Annotated in this window: 19 protein-coding genes; 8 read left to right on the top strand and 11 right to left on the bottom strand. The window is 66.3% G+C overall.

Annotated elements, in window-relative coordinates:
* Positions 1–82: 82 nt before the first annotated feature.
* From NGK62_RS10445 to NGK62_RS10430, 4 genes are all read left to right on the top strand, one after another.
* On the top strand, positions 83–949 hold the full coding sequence (locus tag NGK62_RS10445) for a D-amino acid aminotransferase (RefSeq protein WP_059374090.1): 867 nt from the start codon (positions 83–85) through the stop codon (positions 947–949).
* A gap of 162 nt (positions 950–1,111) precedes the next feature.
* Complete coding sequence (locus NGK62_RS10440) at positions 1,112–1,387, top strand: YbeD family protein (RefSeq protein WP_054457066.1); 276 nt, start codon at positions 1,112–1,114, stop codon at positions 1,385–1,387.
* Between the two features lie 18 nt (positions 1,388–1,405).
* Entirely contained in the window at positions 1,406–2,044 is a 639-nt protein-coding gene (gene lipB, locus NGK62_RS10435) for a lipoyl(octanoyl) transferase LipB (RefSeq protein ID WP_059374092.1), read from the top strand.
* A complete protein-coding gene (locus NGK62_RS10430) occupies positions 2,041–2,760 on the top strand; it encodes a tetratricopeptide repeat protein (RefSeq protein WP_251878268.1) in 720 nt (239 codons plus the stop codon). Before lipB ends, NGK62_RS10430 begins: the two co-directional genes overlap by 4 nt.
* Before the next feature lie 61 nt (positions 2,761–2,821).
* On the opposite strand, the gene NGK62_RS10425 is transcribed toward NGK62_RS10430, so the two are convergent.
* The gene (locus tag NGK62_RS10425; RefSeq protein ID WP_118933509.1) at positions 2,822–3,628 is read right to left on the bottom strand and encodes a LacI family DNA-binding transcriptional regulator; all 807 of its coding nucleotides are present in this window, start codon (positions 3,626–3,628) and stop codon (positions 2,822–2,824) included.
* A 171-nt stretch (positions 3,629–3,799) separates the two neighbouring features.
* Between NGK62_RS10425 and lipA the strand changes: the two genes are divergently transcribed.
* On the top strand, positions 3,800–4,804 hold the full coding sequence (gene lipA / locus NGK62_RS10420) for a lipoyl synthase (RefSeq protein WP_118933508.1): 1,005 nt from the start codon (positions 3,800–3,802) through the stop codon (positions 4,802–4,804).
* Between the two features lies 1 nt (position 4,805).
* Here lipA and rfbC read toward each other — a convergent pair whose 3' ends face one another.
* From rfbC to NGK62_RS10395, 5 genes are read right to left on the bottom strand one after another with little or no spacing between them, the layout of a single operon-like run.
* Complete coding sequence (gene rfbC / locus NGK62_RS10415; RefSeq protein WP_251878266.1) at positions 4,806–5,348, bottom strand: dTDP-4-dehydrorhamnose 3,5-epimerase; 543 nt, start codon at positions 5,346–5,348, stop codon at positions 4,806–4,808.
* Positions 5,348–6,229 carry a glucose-1-phosphate thymidylyltransferase RfbA gene (gene rfbA, locus NGK62_RS10410; RefSeq protein ID WP_251878263.1) on the bottom strand — a complete coding sequence of 294 codons (882 nt, stop codon included), beginning with the start codon at positions 6,227–6,229 and terminating at the stop codon, positions 5,348–5,350. Before rfbA ends, rfbC begins: the two co-directional genes overlap by 1 nt.
* Positions 6,211–7,122 carry a dTDP-4-dehydrorhamnose reductase gene (gene rfbD / locus NGK62_RS10405; RefSeq protein WP_251878261.1) on the bottom strand — a complete coding sequence of 304 codons (912 nt, stop codon included), beginning with the start codon at positions 7,120–7,122 and terminating at the stop codon, positions 6,211–6,213. Before rfbD ends, rfbA begins: the two co-directional genes overlap by 19 nt.
* Before the next feature lie 10 nt (positions 7,123–7,132).
* On the bottom strand, positions 7,133–8,194 hold the full coding sequence (gene rfbB, locus NGK62_RS10400; protein WP_251878259.1) for a dTDP-glucose 4,6-dehydratase: 1,062 nt from the start codon (positions 8,192–8,194) through the stop codon (positions 7,133–7,135).
* Between the two features lie 44 nt (positions 8,195–8,238).
* Positions 8,239–8,793 (bottom strand): cob(I)yrinic acid a,c-diamide adenosyltransferase, encoded by a 555-nt coding sequence (locus NGK62_RS10395; RefSeq protein ID WP_251878258.1) that lies wholly within the window; start codon positions 8,791–8,793, stop codon positions 8,239–8,241.
* 201 nt (positions 8,794–8,994) lie between these two features.
* Between NGK62_RS10395 and NGK62_RS10390 the strand changes: the two genes are divergently transcribed.
* Positions 8,995–9,300: a copper-binding protein gene (locus NGK62_RS10390; RefSeq protein WP_059374168.1), complete on the top strand. Its 306-nt coding sequence runs from the start codon at positions 8,995–8,997 to the stop codon at positions 9,298–9,300.
* Between the two features lie 119 nt (positions 9,301–9,419).
* Here the strand turns inward: NGK62_RS10390 and hslU are convergent, their stop codons facing one another.
* The 5 genes from hslU to NGK62_RS10365 form a co-directional block, all read right to left on the bottom strand.
* Positions 9,420–10,754: an ATP-dependent protease ATPase subunit HslU gene (gene hslU / locus NGK62_RS10385; RefSeq protein ID WP_059374110.1), complete on the bottom strand. Its 1,335-nt coding sequence runs from the start codon at positions 10,752–10,754 to the stop codon at positions 9,420–9,422.
* Positions 10,755–10,827: 73 nt separating this feature from the next.
* Positions 10,828–11,367 carry an ATP-dependent protease subunit HslV gene (gene hslV / locus NGK62_RS10380; protein WP_013396837.1) on the bottom strand — a complete coding sequence of 180 codons (540 nt, stop codon included), beginning with the start codon at positions 11,365–11,367 and terminating at the stop codon, positions 10,828–10,830.
* A gap of 148 nt (positions 11,368–11,515) precedes the next feature.
* Positions 11,516–11,980 carry an RNA polymerase-binding protein DksA gene (dksA, locus tag NGK62_RS10375; protein ID WP_006389752.1) on the bottom strand — a complete coding sequence of 155 codons (465 nt, stop codon included), beginning with the start codon at positions 11,978–11,980 and terminating at the stop codon, positions 11,516–11,518.
* Between the two features lie 126 nt (positions 11,981–12,106).
* Positions 12,107–13,225, bottom strand: coding sequence for a CobW family GTP-binding protein (locus tag NGK62_RS10370; RefSeq protein ID WP_054457043.1), 1,119 nt, complete (start codon positions 13,223–13,225; stop codon positions 12,107–12,109).
* Between the two features lie 387 nt (positions 13,226–13,612).
* A complete protein-coding gene (locus tag NGK62_RS10365) occupies positions 13,613–14,119 on the bottom strand; it encodes a Fur family transcriptional regulator (protein WP_118933502.1) in 507 nt (168 codons plus the stop codon).
* 330 nt (positions 14,120–14,449) lie between these two features.
* On the opposite strand from NGK62_RS10365, the gene NGK62_RS10360 reads away from it, so the two are divergent.
* Both NGK62_RS10360 and NGK62_RS10355 read left to right on the top strand, forming a co-directional pair.
* The gene (locus NGK62_RS10360; protein WP_118933501.1) at positions 14,450–15,169 is read left to right on the top strand and encodes a metal ABC transporter ATP-binding protein; all 720 of its coding nucleotides are present in this window, start codon (positions 14,450–14,452) and stop codon (positions 15,167–15,169) included.
* Positions 15,166–16,032, top strand: a complete 867-nt coding sequence (locus tag NGK62_RS10355) for a metal ABC transporter permease (RefSeq protein WP_118933500.1) — start codon at positions 15,166–15,168, stop codon at positions 16,030–16,032. Before NGK62_RS10360 ends, NGK62_RS10355 begins: the two co-directional genes overlap by 4 nt.
* Position 16,033: the final 1 nt, after the last annotated feature.

The following is a 16,033-nucleotide window of genomic DNA, read 5'->3' as shown; positions in this document are numbered from 1 at the left end:
GTTTCGCATGAAACGCCCGTGCTCTATTCACGGGACGGACCGGACGGTTCGTCCCTCTCCATTTCATATTCAGGAGTGCCTCATGATTCCGGGCGTGCCGGGCGAAAGCCAGGTGTATCTCAACGGTGAGTTTCTGCGTGTGGACGAGGCCAAGGTCTCCGTCCTGGACCGCGGCTTCATTTTCGGCGACGGCATCTACGAAGTCGTCCCCGTGTACCAAGGCAATGCATTCCGCATGGCCGAACACCTCGACCGCCTGGACCGCAGCCTGGCTGCCTTGCGGATCGCGCAGCCCTTCGACCGCGCAGGCTGGATCGACCTGATCCAGCAGCTGCTGGCGCGCACCAACCTTGAAACCTGCATCGTCTATCTGCAGGTGACGCGTGGCGTGGCCAAGCGCGACCACCAGTTCCCCTCGACGCCCGTCGCGCCGACGGTCTTCGGCATGATCTCGGCCTGGGCGCCGCCGCCTGCCGCGCAGCGCGAACGCGGCCTCGCCGCCATCAGCATCCCCGACGAACGCTGGCTGCATTGCGAGATCAAATCGGTGTCGTTGCTGGGCAACGTGCTGGCCAAGCAGCAGGCGGTCGATGCGCAGGTCGACGAAGTGGTGCAGTTCCGCGACGGCTACCTGACCGAAGGCTCGTCCACCAACATCTGGGTGGTTTCCGGCGGCAAGCTGCTGGCGCCGCCGAAGAACAACCTGATCCTGGAAGGCATCCGCTACGGCCTGATGGGCGAGCTGGCCGCCGAGGCCGGCATCCCGTTCGAGTCGCGCCCGATCTCGCGCCAAGAGGTGGAAGAGGCCGACGAGCTGATGCTGTCCTCGGCCACCAAGGAAGTGCTGGCCATCGTCTCGCTGGACGGCAAGCCGGTGGGCTCGGGCAAGCCCGGCCCCGTTTTTGCGCAATTGCGGGCGGGTTATGATGCCCGCATCGCCGCGCTCTGAGTCCGGCGTCACCGGGCGGCTCCTGCGGGGCCGCCCCGGCGGCCTTGCCGGCTGGCGGTTTGCCCCCATATAGACAGGATCTGGCCGCCTCGTGGCAGGCATCCTCGGGTGCAGTATCGAGCCGTGGCCGCGCCCTGTGGGGCAATACCTTATAGGCACATCATGCAACATATCCCGCCCGAAGACTCCCTCATCGAATATCCCAGCGACTTTCCCATCAAGGTCATGGGCAAGCAGCATCCCGAATTCGCGCAGACGCTGACCGAAGTCGTGTTGCAGTTCGATCCCGAGTTCGACGCCGCCACGGTGGAAATGCGGCCCAGCAAGGGCGGTAACTACATGGGCCTGACCTTCACGGTGCGCGCGACCTCGCGCGAGCAGCTGGACGCGCTCTACCGCGCCCTGCATGGCCATCCGATGGTGTCCATCGTCCTCTAGCGCAAGAGCGGGACAGCTGTGATCAAGTGGCTCGCGCGGCCGGCCGACTACCTGTCGGTCTGGCACGACATGCAGGCGTACACCAATCTGCGCGGCGCCGATACGCCTGACGAGATCTGGCTCTGCGAACACGCGCCGGTCTACACCTTGGGGCAGGCCGGCCTGCCCCAGCATGTGCTCAACCCCGGCAACATCCCCATCGTCCATTGCGACCGCGGCGGGCAGGTGACGTATCACGGGCCTGGCCAAGTCATGGCCTATGCGCTGTTCGATCTGCGCCGCGCCGACATCTACGTCAAGGAATACGTCAATTTGCTGGAAGGCGCGGTCATCGACACGCTGGCCCAGATGGGCGTGGCCGACGCCTGCCGCAAGCCCGGCGCGCCGGGCGTTTACGTGCCCGATCCGGACGGGGGCGAACTGGCCAAGATCGCCGCGCTGGGCATCAAGATCCGCAATGGCCGGGCCTATCACGGCGTGTCGCTGAACGTGCAGATGGACCTGGCGCCGTTCCTGGGCATCAATCCCTGCGGCTATGCGGGCCTGCGCACCGTGGACATGGCGGCCTGTGGCGTGCGCCGCGAGCCCACCGAGACCGGCGAGGCGTTGGCGCGCAACCTGGCGCAGGCCTGGGATCGCGCAAGGAACAAGACATGAAGACCTATACCGCGGCCGATGTAGCCGCAACCACGCCAGAAGAACTGGCCCGGCTGCGCGAACAGGGGCCGGCCGAGGACTACGCGGCATGGATCCGCGCGGCGGCCGAACTGGGGCTGATCGAAGCCCAGACCATCTACGGCCAGATGCTGCTCGACGGCACGGGCGTGGAGCGCGATCCGGAACAGGGGCTGACGTGGTTCAAGCGCGCCGCCCATGCCGATCACCCCATGGCCATCAACATGGTGGGCCGTTGCTACGAGAATGGCTGGGGCGTGCCGCAGGACGACACGGTCGCCGCCTACTGGTTCCGCCTGGCCGCGGACAAGGGGCTGGACTGGGGCATGTACAACTACGCCCACATGCTGCGCAGCGGCCGCGGCAGCGTGGCGCAGAATCCCGCGGCGGCGCTGGCGCTCTATCAAAAGGCGGCAGACGCCGGCCACGTGAAGTCCATCGGCGTCGTCGGCCGCTTTTACGAAGCCGGCGAGGTGGTCGAGCAGGACATGGAGCGCGCCTTCGACTGCTACCAGCGCTGCGCCGAAGGCGGCGACTTCCGCGGCATGTTCCACCTGGGCCGGCTGCTGTTGCTGCGCGGACGGAAGCAGGATGCCGCGCAATGGCTGGTGCGCGTGCCTGAAACCGCCACGCCTGCGTTTCTGCGGGAAGCCAACATCATGCTGCAGGAAAGCGGTTTTCCGGCGCTATATGAGTAGATTCGTGTAGCGCGGCAGGGGCAGGGCAAGCGCGCTTGGCTCCCACCGCGTGCAACTCGTCCTACGTACTCAATCTTTCCTCAAAAGCCACTTCCACCGTAATCCTTTCGCCCGTGCCGCGTTCGCCGTCCAGGCGGTCCAGCAGCAACTGGCCGGCGCGCCGGCCCAGAATGGCGGCGTCGGCGCCCAGGGTGGTCAAGCCCTGCGCCCACTGCGCGGCGCTGCCGTCGTCCGAGTAGCCCAGCACCGCCAGGTCCTGCGGCACTTGCAGGTCGCGGTTGTGGGCTTCCGAGACCGAGGCTGCGGCCAGCAGGTCGGTCGTGCAGAACACCGCGTCGAAGATCGTGTTGGTGGTCAGCAGGCGCAGGAAGGCCATGCGGCCGTCGTTCATGTGCTGCACCTCGGGCTGCACGATGTCCGCCACCAGCTCCAGCCCAAGTGCGGCCGCGCTGCTGATGAAGCCTTCACGCCGGGCGCGTTCCCAGGGGGTGTCGGCGCTGACGCAGGCGACGCGCGCATGGCGCTTGGCGGCCAGGTGCCGCGCCGCCATACGGCCGGCTTCCGCGTTGTCGACCACCACGGCGCTGTCCAGTGGCTGGGCGGATGCGATCCAGGTTTCCACCGTGGGAACCTCCAGCGCCGCCACGGCGGCGCGCAGGGCCGGGTCGTCCAGCGGACCGATGACCAGCGCTGCGACGGGGCGCAGTTCGCCAAGCCGGGCCTGGGCCTCGCGCCAGGGGCCCGCTGCCAGGTAGTAGCCGGCGGACAGCAGCAATTCGGCGCAGGCCTGGATGGCGCGGGCCGCGGGCGCCCAGTCCAGTCGGGGCGCGATCAGGGCGATGGGGCGGGGCGGGGGCAGGGAAGACATGGGTAAAACCGGCGGATTCATCAGGCGTGACGATAACCCAGCCTGGCTCCGGCCGAGGAGGCCCGCCGCCTGGGGGGCGGGACCCCGCCCGGCGGATCTGGTCGGCGAAGGGTAAAATGCCGTTTTTGTCTCAGACCCGGCGCGCCCACGCGCCGGTCGTGAAGGTGCTCCATGTCCACGCTCGCCGAGTCTCCTGTCCCCTCGAACGAATCCGCCGCCGCGCCCGCGGAAGCGGTCTACGATCCGACGCAAAAGCAGAAATCGCAGGCCAAGACCGCGCGCATCCCCATCAAGATCGTTCCGGCCGAGCGCCTGAAGAAGCCTGAATGGATCCGCGTGAAGGCCGCCGCGCCCGGCTCGCGCTTCTACGACATCAAGCGCATCCTGCGCGAGCACAACCTGCACACGGTGTGCGAGGAAGCGTCCTGCCCGAACATCGGCGAATGCTTCGGCAAGGGCACGGCGACGTTCATGATCATGGGCGACAAGTGCACCCGCCGCTGCCCCTTCTGTGATGTGGGCCATGGCCGTCCGGATCCGCTGGACACCAACGAGCCCCTGAACCTGGCGCGCACCATCGCCGCAATGAAACTGTCCTATGTCGTGATCACCTCGGTGGACCGCGACGACCTGCGCGACGGCGGCGCCGGCCACTTCGTCGATTGCATCACGCACATCCGCGAACTGTCGCCCACCACCCGCATCGAGGTGCTGGTGCCCGACTTCCGCGGCCGCCTGGACCGCGCGCTGACCATCCTGAACGCCGGTCCTCCGGACGTCATGAACCACAACCTGGAAACCGTGCCGCGCTTGTACAAGCAGGCGCGTCCGGGCTCGGACTACATGCATTCTCTGAAGCTGCTGGCCGAGTTCAAGAAGCTGCACCCCGAAGTCCCCACCAAGTCCGGCCTGATGCTGGGCCTGGGCGAGACCGACGAGGAAATCCTGCAGGTCATGCGCGACATGCGCGAGCACAACGTGGATATGCTGACCATTGGCCAGTATCTGCAGCCGTCTGAGCACCATCTGCCGGTGCTGCGCTATGTGCATCCGGATACCTTCGCGATGTTCGAGCGCGAGGCTTATGCGATGGGCTTCTCGCATGCGGCGGTGGGGGCGATGGTGCGGTCTTCGTACCACGCCGACGAACAGGCCCACGCTGCCGGCGTGAACTGATTCAGCAGGCCGGCGCGTCGGCGAACGGCGCGCCGTTGCGGTCCTTCTCGGACAGCAGGGGCGGCTGCAGGCATCGCCAGGCGATCGCCAGCTGCGGATCGTCCCAGCGTATGCAGCGCTCGTGCTGCGGCGCGTAATAATCCGTGGTCTTGTACAGCACCTCGGCATACTCGGACAGCGTCAGGAAGCCGTGGGCAAAGCCTTCGGGAATCCACGCCTGGCGCCTGTTCTCCGCGCTGAGCAGGGTGCCCACCCATTTCCCGTATGTCGGCGAGCCGCGCCGCATATCCACCGCCACGTCGAAAATCTCGCCCGCGCACACGCGCACCAGCTTGCCCTGCGCCTGTTCGACCTGATAGTGCAGCCCGCGCAAGACGCCCTGAACCGAGCGCGAATGATTGTCCTGCACGAAGCAGGGGCGCAGCCCCGTCGCCGCTTCGAACGCGGCCTGGTTGTAGCTCTCGAAGAAAAAGCCGCGTTCGTCGCCCACCACCCTGGGCTCCAGGATCAGCACATCGGGGATGGCTTGAGGAATGACTTTCATCAGAACACCTTGTCCACCAGGATGCGCATCAGGTATTCGCCGTAGCCGCTTTTGGCCAGGGGCGCGGCCAGCTTCGCCAGCGCGTCGGCGTTGATCCAGCCCTGGCGGAAGGCGATTTCCTCAGGGCAGGCTACCTTCAGCCCCTGGCGATGTTCCAGCGTGGCGATGAACTGGCTGGCTTCCAGCAACGATTCATGGGTGCCGGTATCCAGCCAGGCATAGCCGCGCCCCATGATCTCCACGGCCAGCCGGCCCTGTTCCAGGTAGCGCTGGTTGACGTCGGTGATCTCGAGTTCGCCGCGCGCGGACGGCCGGATTTCGCGGGCGATATCGATGACGTCGTTGTCGTAGAAGTACAGCCCGGTCACGGCATAGCTGGAGCGCGGCCGCGCAGGCTTTTCCTCGATGGACAGGACCTTGCCGCGCTGGTCGAATTCCGCCACGCCGTAGCGTTCCGCGTCCTGCACATGGTAGGCGAACACGGTAGTGCCTTCCGTGCGCGCATCGGCCCGTTGCAGCAGTCGGGGCAGTTCATGGCCGTAGAAGATGTTGTCGCCCAGCACCAAGGCGCAGGCATGGCGGCCGATGAAGGGCGCGCCGATGAGAAAAGCCTGGGCCAGACCGTCGGGCGCAGGCTGCACCGCGTACTCGAGATTCAGCCCCCACTGCGAGCCGTCGCCCAGGAGTTGCTGGAAGCGCGGCGTGTCCTGCGGCGTGGAAATGACCAGGATGTCGCGGATGCCCGCCAGCATCAGTGTGGTCAGCGGGTAGTAGATCATCGGCTTGTCGAAGACCGGCAGCAGCTGCTTGCTGATGGCCAGCGTTGCCGGGTGCAGCCGGGCGCCCGAGCCGCCCGCCAGAACTATGCCTTTGCGCGCCATGCGGGGTCTCCAGGGTTGACGAGTTGCTCCAGGGCGCGGTCGACCTGTTCGGTCCAGGGCGGCATTTGCCATTGCAGCGCGCGCGACAGCGCGGCAGTGTCCAGCACGGCGTTGAGCGGCCGCTGGGCGGCGGCGGGATAGTCGCGCGTGGCGACGGCGCGAATCCGCTCGGGAGTCAGCGTCAGGGCAGCGCCGCGCGCGGCGGCGCCAGCGACGATGTACTGTGCGTAGCCGTGCCAGCTGGTGGAGCCGGCGGCGGCCAGATGGTAGGTGCCCGCGGGCAGCTGGTCCGCGCGGCGGCGCTGGATCGCCAGCGCCGTCAGGTCGGCGATCAGTGCGGCCGACGTCGGCGCGCCATGCTGGTCCGCAACCACGTCCAGGCTGTCCCGTTCCCGCGCCAGGCGCAGCACCGTCTTCAGGAAATTGCCCCCATGCGCCGAGTAGATCCAACTGGTCCGGAATATCAATGCATCGCAGCCGCTGGCCAGGATGGCGCGTTCGCCTTCGAGCTTGCTGCGGCCGTACACGTTTAGGGGGTTGGGAGCGTCGGTTTCCGTATAGGGCCGCTCCTGCGTGCCGTCGAATACGTAGTCGGTCGAATAGTGCACCAGCAACGCGCCGGCCGCGCGCGCATGGCGGGCCAGGGCGGCCACCGCGAGCGCATTGACCTGGCGAGCGGTGTCGGGATCGCTCTCAGCCTGGTCCACCGCGGTGAAGGCTGCCGCATTCACGATCACGTCAGGCCGGTGGAGCGCCAGGGCCGCGAGTAGCGCGTCCTGGTCGCGCAGGTCGACGTGGCCGCGTCCCAGCGCCACGACCTCTCCCAAGGGGAGCAGGGCGCGGCACAGTTCCCGGCCGACCTGGCCGTCCTTGCCCAGCAATAAGATCTTCACGCGGCCCTTGCTAAGTTTCGTAGCGTTTTTTGGCCCAGTCGCGATAGGCGCCACTGGCGACGTTCGCCACCCATTGGGGGTGGTTCAGGTACCAGAGTACCGTTTTTCGAATGCCGGTTTCGAATGTTTCGGCAGGCGTCCAACCCAGCTCGCGCCGCAGGCGGCCGGCATCGACCGCATAGCGGCGGTCATGGCCGGGCCGGTCGGTGACATGCGTGATCTGGGCGGAATAGGGTAGCCCGTCGGCCCTGGGGCTGAGCTCATCGAGCAGCGCGCAGACGTGGCGCACCACGTCGAGGTTGGTCTTTTCGTTCCAACCGCCCACGTTGTAGGTTGCGCCCGGTTGCCCGGCCTCCAGGATCTTGCGGATCGCATCGCAATGGTCCGCCACATACAGCCAGTCGCGGATCTGCAAGCCGTCGCCATAGATCGGCAGGGACTTGCCGGCCAGCGCGTTGTGGATGACCAGTGGAATCAGCTTTTCCGGGAACTGGTAGGGGCCGTAGTTGTTGGCGCAGTTCGAGGTCAGTACGGGCAGGCCGTAGGTGGTGTGGAAGGCCCGCACCAGGTGGTCGCTTGCCGCCTTGCTGGCGGAATAGGGGCTGTTGGGTGCGTAGGGAGTCGTTTCCGTGAACGCGGGATCCGTTTTTCCCAGTGTGCCGTAGACCTCGTCGGTGGACACGTGCACGAAGCGCAAGCGCGCCTGCTCGCCTGCCGGCAGGCCGGTCCAGTAGTCGCGCACCGCCGTCAGCAGGCGCGACGTGCCCACGATGTTGGCCTGGATGAAGGGCTCGGGATCGGCGATGGAGCGGTCGACGTGGGTTTCGGCGGCGAAATTGATCACGGCCCGCGGTTTATGGGCGCGCAACAGGCGCGCAACTGCCTCCTGATTGCCGATATCACCCTGTACCAAGGTATGCCTGGGATCGCCGCGCAGCGGCGCCAGATTGTCGGGGTTGCCGGCGTAGGTGAGCTTGTCCAGCGTAACGACGGGTTCGTCGCTGCGGGCGAGCCAATCCAATACGAAATTGGAGCCGATGAAACCGGCTCCTCCGGTGACCACGATACTCATCTCTTCAAATCCTCAGGCCCCTGCAGCGCAACAGGGCCGCGAGACTACTTGCGCGCCTGGGCGCCTGCCCAGAACGTGTCTTTCTGTCCCGCATGCTGGTTTATACAACGCGCCAGCACAAACATCAGGTCTGACAGCCGGTTCAGGTATTGCCGTACGGGCGGGTTCACCTGGTCGACCCGCGCCAGTGCCACCACGGCCCTTTCGGCCCGGCGGCAGACCGTGCGCGCCACATGCGCCTGCGCCGAACCGCGCGAACCGCCGGGCAGGATGAATTCGCGCAGAGGCGGCAAGGCCGCGTTGTAGTGGGCCAGGCGCGCGTCCAGGCGGGCGATGTGCTCGTCCGTCAGGGCGGTGTGACCGGGGATGCAAAGTTCCGCGCCCATGTCGAAAAGGTCATGCTGGATGGCCAGCAGATCCGCGGATATCTCGGCGGGCAGATCCTCGGTCAGCAATACGCCGATTACGCTGTTCAGTTCGTCGACGTCGCCGATGGCCGCGATGCGCGGGGCGTCCTTGGGCGTGCGGGATCCGTCCCCCAGACCCGTGGTGCCGTCGTCTCCCGTGCGGGTGGCGATGACGGATAAGCGGTTGGCCATGGGAGCTCCTGAAATGAGTGACGAAAGGTAGGGGTTTTGCGTCCAGCCATGTATCGGGGTGGCGCGGCCCGCGTATTCCGCAATCAACTGTCAGAATTGTTGCGTCAGGGCGGGGGAACTGTTGCACGAGGGCGGTATCCTAGCACTATGGAAAGCGGGGACGCCGGTTCCGCGCTTTCCCTGCAATCGGAGGATATCTGCATGATTTTTGACCGCAAGTATGCAATGCCCATGGCCGCCGCGGCGGCGGTGGCCGTCGTCACGCTGGCCGCGCCGCTGGCGTTCGCGCAGCAGGCCGAGGCCAGCGGGGAAGTGCGGCGGGTGGATCCGGCCGGCGGCAAGGTCACGATCAAGCATGACGCCATCAAGGCGCTGGACCTGCCCGCGATGACGCTGGTCTATGAAGCCGATCCGGCGCTGCTGGCCAAGATCAAGGCGGGTGACAAGGTGCGCTTCACGGCGGTCCGCAAGGACGGCAAGTACATCGTGACCGCGATCAGCAACTAGCGTTCCGGGTAGGCGCCGCGTCCAGGCCGGGCCTGCCGCCCGGCAAAAGAAAACGCCGTCCGCAGCGCCAGGCTGCGGACGGCGTTTTGCTGGCGGCGCGCAAGGCGCGGCCGCGGGGACTACAGCACGTAGCGCGCCAGGTCCTGGCTGCTGGCGGCTTCTGCCAGTTGCGCGTTGACGTAGGCGGCGTCGATCTTGACGTTCTTGTCGCTGCTGGCGGTGGCGTCGAAGGACAGCTCGTCCAGCAGTTTCTCCATCACCGTGTACAGGCGGCGCGCGCCGATGTTCTCGGTGGTTTCGTTGACTTCGAAGGCCAGCTCCGCCAGGCGGCGCACGCCTTCTTCGGTGAACTCCAGCTGCAGGTCCTCGGTCGCCATCAGCGCCGTGTACTGCTTGGTCAGCGAGGCATCCGTGTCGGACAGGATGCGCACGAAGTCCTCGGCGGTCAGCGATTCCAGTTCGACGCGGATCGGGAAACGGCCCTGCAGTTCAGGGATCAGGTCCGAGGGGCGCGACAGGTGGAAGGCGCCGGACGCGATGAACAGGATGTGGTCGGTGCGGACCATGCCGTAGCGCGTGTTGACGGTGGTGCCTTCGACCAGCGGCAGCAGGTCGCGCTGCACGCCCTGGCGCGAGACGTCCGCGCCGCCAGATTCCTGGCGGGCCGCGATCTTGTCGATTTCGTCCAGGAAGACGATGCCGTTCTGCTCGACGTTGTTGATCGCCACGGTGCGCAGGTCTTCTTCGTTGACGCGCTTGGCGGCTTCTTCGTCGACGATCAGCTTGAAGGCTTCGCGCACCTTCATCTTCTTGGGCTTCTTCTTGTCGCGCGCCATGCCGGCGAACATGCCGCGCAGCTGTTCGGCCATTTCTTCCATGCCGGGAGGCGTCATGACGTCCATCTGCGGCACGGCCTGGGCAACTTCGATCTCGATTTCGAGGTCGTCGATCTTGCCTTCGCGCAGGCGCTTGCGGAAGGTCTGGCGGGCACTGTTGTCCTCGCCGCGTTCCGGTTCGCCGGAGGCGCCGCGCGGGGGCGGCACCAGGGCGTCCAGGATGCGGTCTTCGGCGGCGTCTTCCGCTTGCGTGCGCACGCGGCGCATTTCCAGTTCGCGGGTCTGCTTGATGGAGTATTCGGTCAGGTCGCGGATGATGGTGTCGACGTCGCGGCCCACGTAGCCCACTTCGGTGAACTTGGTGGCTTCGATCTTGATGAAGGGCGCGTTGGCCAGCTTGGCCAGGCGGCGCGCGATTTCGGTCTTGCCCACGCCGGTGGGGCCGATCATGAGGATGTTCTTGGGGTGGATCTCGTGGCGCAGGGGTTCGGCGACCTGCTGGCGGCGCCAGCGGTTACGCAGCGCCACGGCCACGGCGCGCTTGGCGCGGTTCTGGCCGACGATGTACTTGTCGAGTTCGGAGACGATCTCTCCGGGCGTCATGTTGGATGCGGACATGAGGGCGGATCCTTGAAGCTAGGGCAGGCTGGGGTGGCGGCCGCGGCGCGACGGGCGCGCCGCGTGGCGGGCGTCAGTCGCCCAGCGTTTCGATGACGTGGTTCTGGTTGGTGTAGATGCAGAGGTCGCCGGCGATTTCCAGCGATTGCTTGACGACGGCTTCTGGCGAAAGCTCGGTGTTGCGCAGCAGCGCCAGGGCGGCCGACTGGGCGTAGGCGCCGCCGGAGCCGATGGCGGCCAGGCCGTGTTCCGGTTCGAGCACGTCGCCGTTGCCGGTCAGCACCAGCGTGTGCTCGGCGTCGGCCACGATCAGCATGGCTTCCAGGCGGCGCAGGACGCGGTCGGTGCGCCAGTCGCGGGTCAGTTCGACCGCGGCGCGCATCAGGTTGCCCTGGTGTTTTTCCAGCTTGGCCTCGAAGCGTTCCTGCAGGGTGAACGCGTCGGCGGTGGCGCCGGCAAAGCCGGCCAGAATCTTGTCGTGGTACAGGCGGCGGATCTTGCGGGCGGTGCCCTTGATGACGATGTTGCCCAGGGTGACCTGGCCATCGCCGCCCAGTGCGACGCGGTTGCCGCGGCGCACGCACACGATGGTGGTGGCGTGAAATTGTTCCATGCGTTCCTTCCTATGAAGGGATTAGCTGGGGGCGGTTGCGGGGAAATCAAGGCAGGACGCTTGCGTCCCCTTTGCGTGCCGGCCAAAGAAAAAGGCCATGCTGGAAACCAGCATAGCCTTTCAGCGTAGGGCCTGAATACGGGACGGATCAGTCGCCGTAGAGCTTCTGGCGCATCTCGCGGCGTTCCTGCGCTTCGAGCGACAGGGTGGCCGTGGGGCGGGCCAAGAGGCGCGGGATGCCGATGGGTTCGCCGGTTTCCTCACACCAGCCGTATTCGCCGCTGTCGATGCGGGCGATGGACTGTTGCACCTTCTTCAGCAGCTTGCGCTCGCGGTCGCGGGTGCGCAGCTCCAGGGCGTGTTCTTCCTCGATCGTGGCGCGGTCGGCGGGATCGGGCACGAACTGCGTTTCGCGCAGGTGCTCGGTGGTTTCGCCGGCGTTGGCCAGGATGTCCTGCTCGAGTTGTTTGAGCCGTTCCTTGAAGAACGCCAGCTGGCGTTCGTTCATATAGTCGGACTCGGGCATGGCCAGCAATTCCTTCTCGCTGGGCAGATCAATCGCCGTATCGCTCGTCGACTTGCTTGATTTCTTGGTTGCTGCCTTGGTAGCCATGAAAACACTCCACTATGAATCGATCCTGGCGCGGGCGTTCATTCCCGGTCCGTATTACTTGTTGCCTACGCTATTCGTACCTCACAGTACTGCCTTCGTCGCATCACGTCACGTCAGGAAGGGGGATTACCCCGCCAGGCACTGCTCCAAGCCCCGGGTGAAAATCTCCTGGGGCAGCTTACGGCCGATGAAAACCATCTTGGTGGACGGTTTTTCGGCTGCGGTCCACGGCTTGCCGGGTTCGGCGCCCATCATCATGTGCACACCCTGGAACAACATGCGGCGGTTGATGCCCTTCATGTACAGGATGCCCTTGTAGCGCATCAGGTCGGGGCCATAGACCTGCACCACGCCGCCCAGGAATTCCTCAAGGCGCGCGGGATCGAACGGCTTGTTGGAACGGAACACGAACGCGCCGATTTCGTCGTCGTGCTGGTGGTGGTGATGATGGTGGGCATGATTGCAATGCGCCCCGCAGTCGCCTTCGTGATCATGGTCATGATCGTGGCCATGGTCATGTCCATGGTCGTGATCGTGGCCGTGGTCATGGGCGGCGTCGGGGTGCTCATCGGCCAGGAAATCCGGGTCGATGTCCAGAATGGAATTCAGGTTGAAGCCGCTGATGTCGATGATGGACTTCAGGTCGACTTCGCCGAAGTTGACCGGGGTGATCGGCGCGCGCGGGTTCATGTGAACCAGGCGGTGGCGCAGCGCTTCGTAGTCGACTTCGTTGACCAGGTCGCGCTTGGAGATCAGGATGCGGTCGGCGAAACCGACCTGCTTCTGGGCTTCGGGTTGGGCGTCGAGGGTGGCCATGCCGTGCTTGGCGTCGACCACCGTAACCACCGCGTCCAGGCGGTAGTACTCGGCAATGTCGTCATCCATGAAGAACGTCTGGCACACGGGGCCGGGGTTGGCCATGCCGGTCGTTTCGATGATGACGCGTTCGAAAGACAGTTCGCCGGCTTCGCGCTTGGCGCGCAGTTCGCCCAGCGTGCGCATCAGGTCGCCGCGCACCGTGCAGCAGACGCAACCGTTGGACAGCTCGATGATTTCTTCGTCGCGGTCCTGCACCAGCAGGTCGTTGTCGATGCTTTCCGGCCCGAACTCGTTTTCGATGACCGCCACGCGGCGGCCATGGTATTCGGTCAGGATGCGTTTGAGCAGGGTGGTCTTGCCCGCACCGAGAAAGCCGGTGAGGATGGTGACGGGAACCATTTTGTCCAAACTGCGCGGGGTGTTCATGGCGAAGCTGCTAGCGTGAAGTCAAGGCGTTAAACAGGAACTCTCGGCGGGGATCGCAACCCTGTCTTGCAACGCCGTCTTGCGACGTTTGGACGGGGTTTCCCAGTCTTTGCCGGAGGATGTTTGCCGCAGGCTGCGTGGGCCGCCTGCAGCGGCCGGACGCAGGATTACAGCACAGTCGGGGGCAGGGGGCAAACCCAGGGTCAACCCTGGGGCCGTAGCCATCCAGATGGCGTCCGTACGCCGTCAAGTATCGGGCGATACCACTATTTGGGGGCGGTTTGCCCGATTTCAAGAGCACGATGCGCGCATCCGGATGAAACGTTCTGCGCGGGCTTGCATCCGATGGCGGAGAGCGGCGGGCGGGCTGCCTGCCGGCACTAGTTCTTAATGATGGTGGTGGCCGTGGCCGGCGTCCGCGGCGGGCTGCTTCTGCTGGCACTGAGGGCACAGCGCGCGGATTTCGGTTTCGTGCGTGGCCAGGGCATAGCCGGTCTGGGCGACTCGTTCGGCCAGTTGGCGGCTCATGGCGGGGTCGGACACTTCCGCGACCGCGCCGCAGCCCGTACAGACGACCAGCAGGTCGTGGGGCGCGCCGCCCGCGTCGTGGCAGGCGCTCCAGGCATTGACGGCGTCCAGGCGGTGGATCAGGCCCTCGTCCATCAGGAAGTCCAGGGCGCGGTACACGGTGGGGGGCGCGGCGCCCGGATGCACGGCGCGCATCGCATCAAGCAATTCATAGGCCTTCAGGCTGCGGCCGTGGCGCAGCAGCAGTTCCAGCACCTTGCGGCGGATGGGGGTAAGGCGGCGCCCGCGCTGCTCGCACAGCGCTTCGGCGACGCTGAGCTGGGCGCCGACGGTATCGCTGCGAGGGGGGCGGGACGGTGCGGACATGGCTGGCTTTATCTCTATGGAAAACGCGCGCGATGCGCGCGAGATGCCTGGAAGGTAGCAGAAAACATCCAGATGCGGGCGAACGCCGTGGAATCAAGCCGTTTGGTTATGATATAACATAATAAAACTGACTGTAGCCGCTATTCGCCTCCGCATTCTTTCCATGTCCCATTTCACGCTTTTGCCCCGGCGGCCCGAAGCCGCGCCGCGGCAAGCTCCCCCGCCGCGTTCCGCCTTCCTGGTCTCCGCCTGGCGCCGCATGGCCGCCGCCCTAGCTGCCGCGGCCGCCTTGTGGGCCTTGACCGGGTGGGCGCTGGATTGGTGGGCGCGATGAACGCGCCGGTCACCATCGAACTGGCCGACGCGTCCTTTGGCTGGCATGGGCACGCCGCGCTCAAGTCGGTATCGGGGTGTTTCGCCGCGGGCGGCATGACCGCCGTGGTCGGTCCCAACGGCGCGGGCAAGTCCACCCTGATCAAGGGCATCATGGGCGTGCTGCGTCCCATGGCCGGCAGCGTGCGCATCGGCGGCGCGGGCCGTTCGGAGTTGGCCTGGCTGCCCCAGGCCGCCGAACTCGACCGTTCGTTCCCGGTGTCGGTGCTGGATCTGGTGGCCATGGGCGCCTGGCGCCGAGTGGGGGGATGGCGCCGGTATGCGAACCAGGAGCTCGAGCGCTGCATGGACGCGCTGGAGACCGTGGGCATGGCCGACGCGGCCGGACGCGGCGTGGACGCGCTGTCGGGCGGGCAGATGCAGCGCGCGCTGTTCGCGCGGATGCTGGTGCAGGATGCGCCCGTACTGTTGCTGGACGAACCCTTTGCCGCCGTGGACAGCCACACGGCCGACGACCTGATGGCCCTGCTTTGCGGCCTGCACGGCCAGGGCCGCACCGTGATCGCGGTGCTGCATGACCTGGATCTGGTGCGCGACCATTTCCCCGAATGCCTGCTCCTGTCCGGTTCGGTGGTGGCGTGGGGGGACACCGAACACACGCTGAACGACGCGCATCTGAAGCGGGCGCGGCAGTGGTTGGCGGAGGCCCGCGCATGAGCCTGGCGCAATGGGTCGTGTCGCCCTTCCTGGACTATGGCTTCATGCGGCGCGCGCTGGCCGGCGCCTGCGCCCTGTCGTTGGGCGCCGCGCCGCTGGGTGTGTTCCTGGTGCTGCGGCGCATGAGCCTGATGGGCGATGCCATGTCGCACGCCATCCTGCCCGGCGTGGCGGCGGGCTTTCTGCTGGCCGGTCTGTCGCTGGGCGCGATGATGCTGGGCGGCATCGTCACCGGGCTGGCCGTGGCGCTGCTGGCAGGACTGGTGGCACGCATGACGCCGCTGCGCGAGGACGCCAGTTTTGCCGCCTTCTATCTGATATCGCTGGGGCTGGGCGTGCTGCTGGTGTCACTGCGCGGCTCCAATATGGATCTGCTGCATGTGCTGTTCGGCACGGTGCTGGGGCTGGACGACGCGGCATTGCTGCTGGTGACGGCGACGGCCAGCGTGACTCTCTTGGCGCTGGCGGCGATCTACCGGCTGCTGGTGGCCGAATGCCTGGATCCGGGTTTCCTGCGCGCCAGCGGCGGCGGTGGGGGCTGGGTCCACATGGCTTTCCTGGTGCTGGTGGTGGTGAACCTGGTGGCGGGCTTTCAGGTGCTGGGCACGTTGATGGTGGTCGGCATCATGATGTTGCCGGCCGCCGCCGCGCGCTTCTGGGTCCGCTCCGCCGCCCGCCAGGTTCCGCTGGCCGCGGGCCTGGGCGTGGCGGCGTCCACGGCCGGTCTGCTCATTTCGTACCACTTCAACGTGCCGGCCTCGCCCGCCATCATCCTGGCGGCCGGCGCCTGCTATCTGTTTTCCATCGTAGGCGGCCCGCAAGGCGGGCTGCTGCCGGCGCGGCGCCGCATGCGCCGCGCCTGAC

Origin of the sequence: Achromobacter sp. Marseille-Q4954 (assembly GCF_943737025.1) — a bacterium.
In the GTDB taxonomy this organism is placed as follows: Bacteria; Pseudomonadota; Gammaproteobacteria; order Burkholderiales; family Burkholderiaceae_B; genus Achromobacter; species Achromobacter bronchisepticus_A.
This window is presented reverse-complemented; position numbering and strand designations above follow the sequence as displayed.

Excerpts from the sequence above, each read along its gene's own strand:
- NGK62_RS10445 (WP_059374090.1), top strand. The coding sequence starts at position 83 with ATGATTCCGGGCGTGCCGGGCGAAAGCCAGGTGTATCTCAACGGTGAG.
- NGK62_RS10440 (WP_054457066.1), top strand. The coding sequence starts at position 1,112 with ATGCAACATATCCCGCCCGAAGACTCCCTCATCGAATATCCCAGCGAC.
- NGK62_RS10430 (WP_251878268.1), top strand. The coding sequence starts at position 2,041 with ATGAAGACCTATACCGCGGCCGATGTAGCCGCAACCACGCCAGAAGAA.
- NGK62_RS10425 (WP_118933509.1), bottom strand. The coding sequence starts at position 3,628 with ATGTCTTCCCTGCCCCCGCCCCGCCCCATCGCCCTGATCGCGCCCCGA.
- lipA (WP_118933508.1), top strand. The coding sequence starts at position 3,800 with ATGTCCACGCTCGCCGAGTCTCCTGTCCCCTCGAACGAATCCGCCGCC.
- rfbC (WP_251878266.1), bottom strand. The coding sequence starts at position 5,348 with ATGAAAGTCATTCCTCAAGCCATCCCCGATGTGCTGATCCTGGAGCCC.
- rfbA (WP_251878263.1), bottom strand. The coding sequence starts at position 6,229 with ATGGCGCGCAAAGGCATAGTTCTGGCGGGCGGCTCGGGCGCCCGGCTG.
- rfbB (WP_251878259.1), bottom strand. The coding sequence starts at position 8,194 with ATGAGTATCGTGGTCACCGGAGGAGCCGGTTTCATCGGCTCCAATTTC.
- NGK62_RS10395 (WP_251878258.1), bottom strand. The coding sequence starts at position 8,793 with ATGGCCAACCGCTTATCCGTCATCGCCACCCGCACGGGAGACGACGGC.
- NGK62_RS10390 (WP_059374168.1), top strand. The coding sequence starts at position 8,995 with ATGATTTTTGACCGCAAGTATGCAATGCCCATGGCCGCCGCGGCGGCG.
- hslU (WP_059374110.1), bottom strand. The coding sequence starts at position 10,754 with ATGTCCGCATCCAACATGACGCCCGGAGAGATCGTCTCCGAACTCGAC.
- hslV (WP_013396837.1), bottom strand. The coding sequence starts at position 11,367 with ATGGAACAATTTCACGCCACCACCATCGTGTGCGTGCGCCGCGGCAAC.
- dksA (WP_006389752.1), bottom strand. The coding sequence starts at position 11,980 with ATGGCTACCAAGGCAGCAACCAAGAAATCAAGCAAGTCGACGAGCGAT.
- NGK62_RS10370 (WP_054457043.1), bottom strand. The coding sequence starts at position 13,225 with ATGAACACCCCGCGCAGTTTGGACAAAATGGTTCCCGTCACCATCCTC.
- NGK62_RS10365 (WP_118933502.1), bottom strand. The coding sequence starts at position 14,119 with ATGTCCGCACCGTCCCGCCCCCCTCGCAGCGATACCGTCGGCGCCCAG.
- NGK62_RS10360 (WP_118933501.1), top strand. The coding sequence starts at position 14,450 with ATGAACGCGCCGGTCACCATCGAACTGGCCGACGCGTCCTTTGGCTGG.
- NGK62_RS10355 (WP_118933500.1), top strand. The coding sequence starts at position 15,166 with ATGAGCCTGGCGCAATGGGTCGTGTCGCCCTTCCTGGACTATGGCTTC.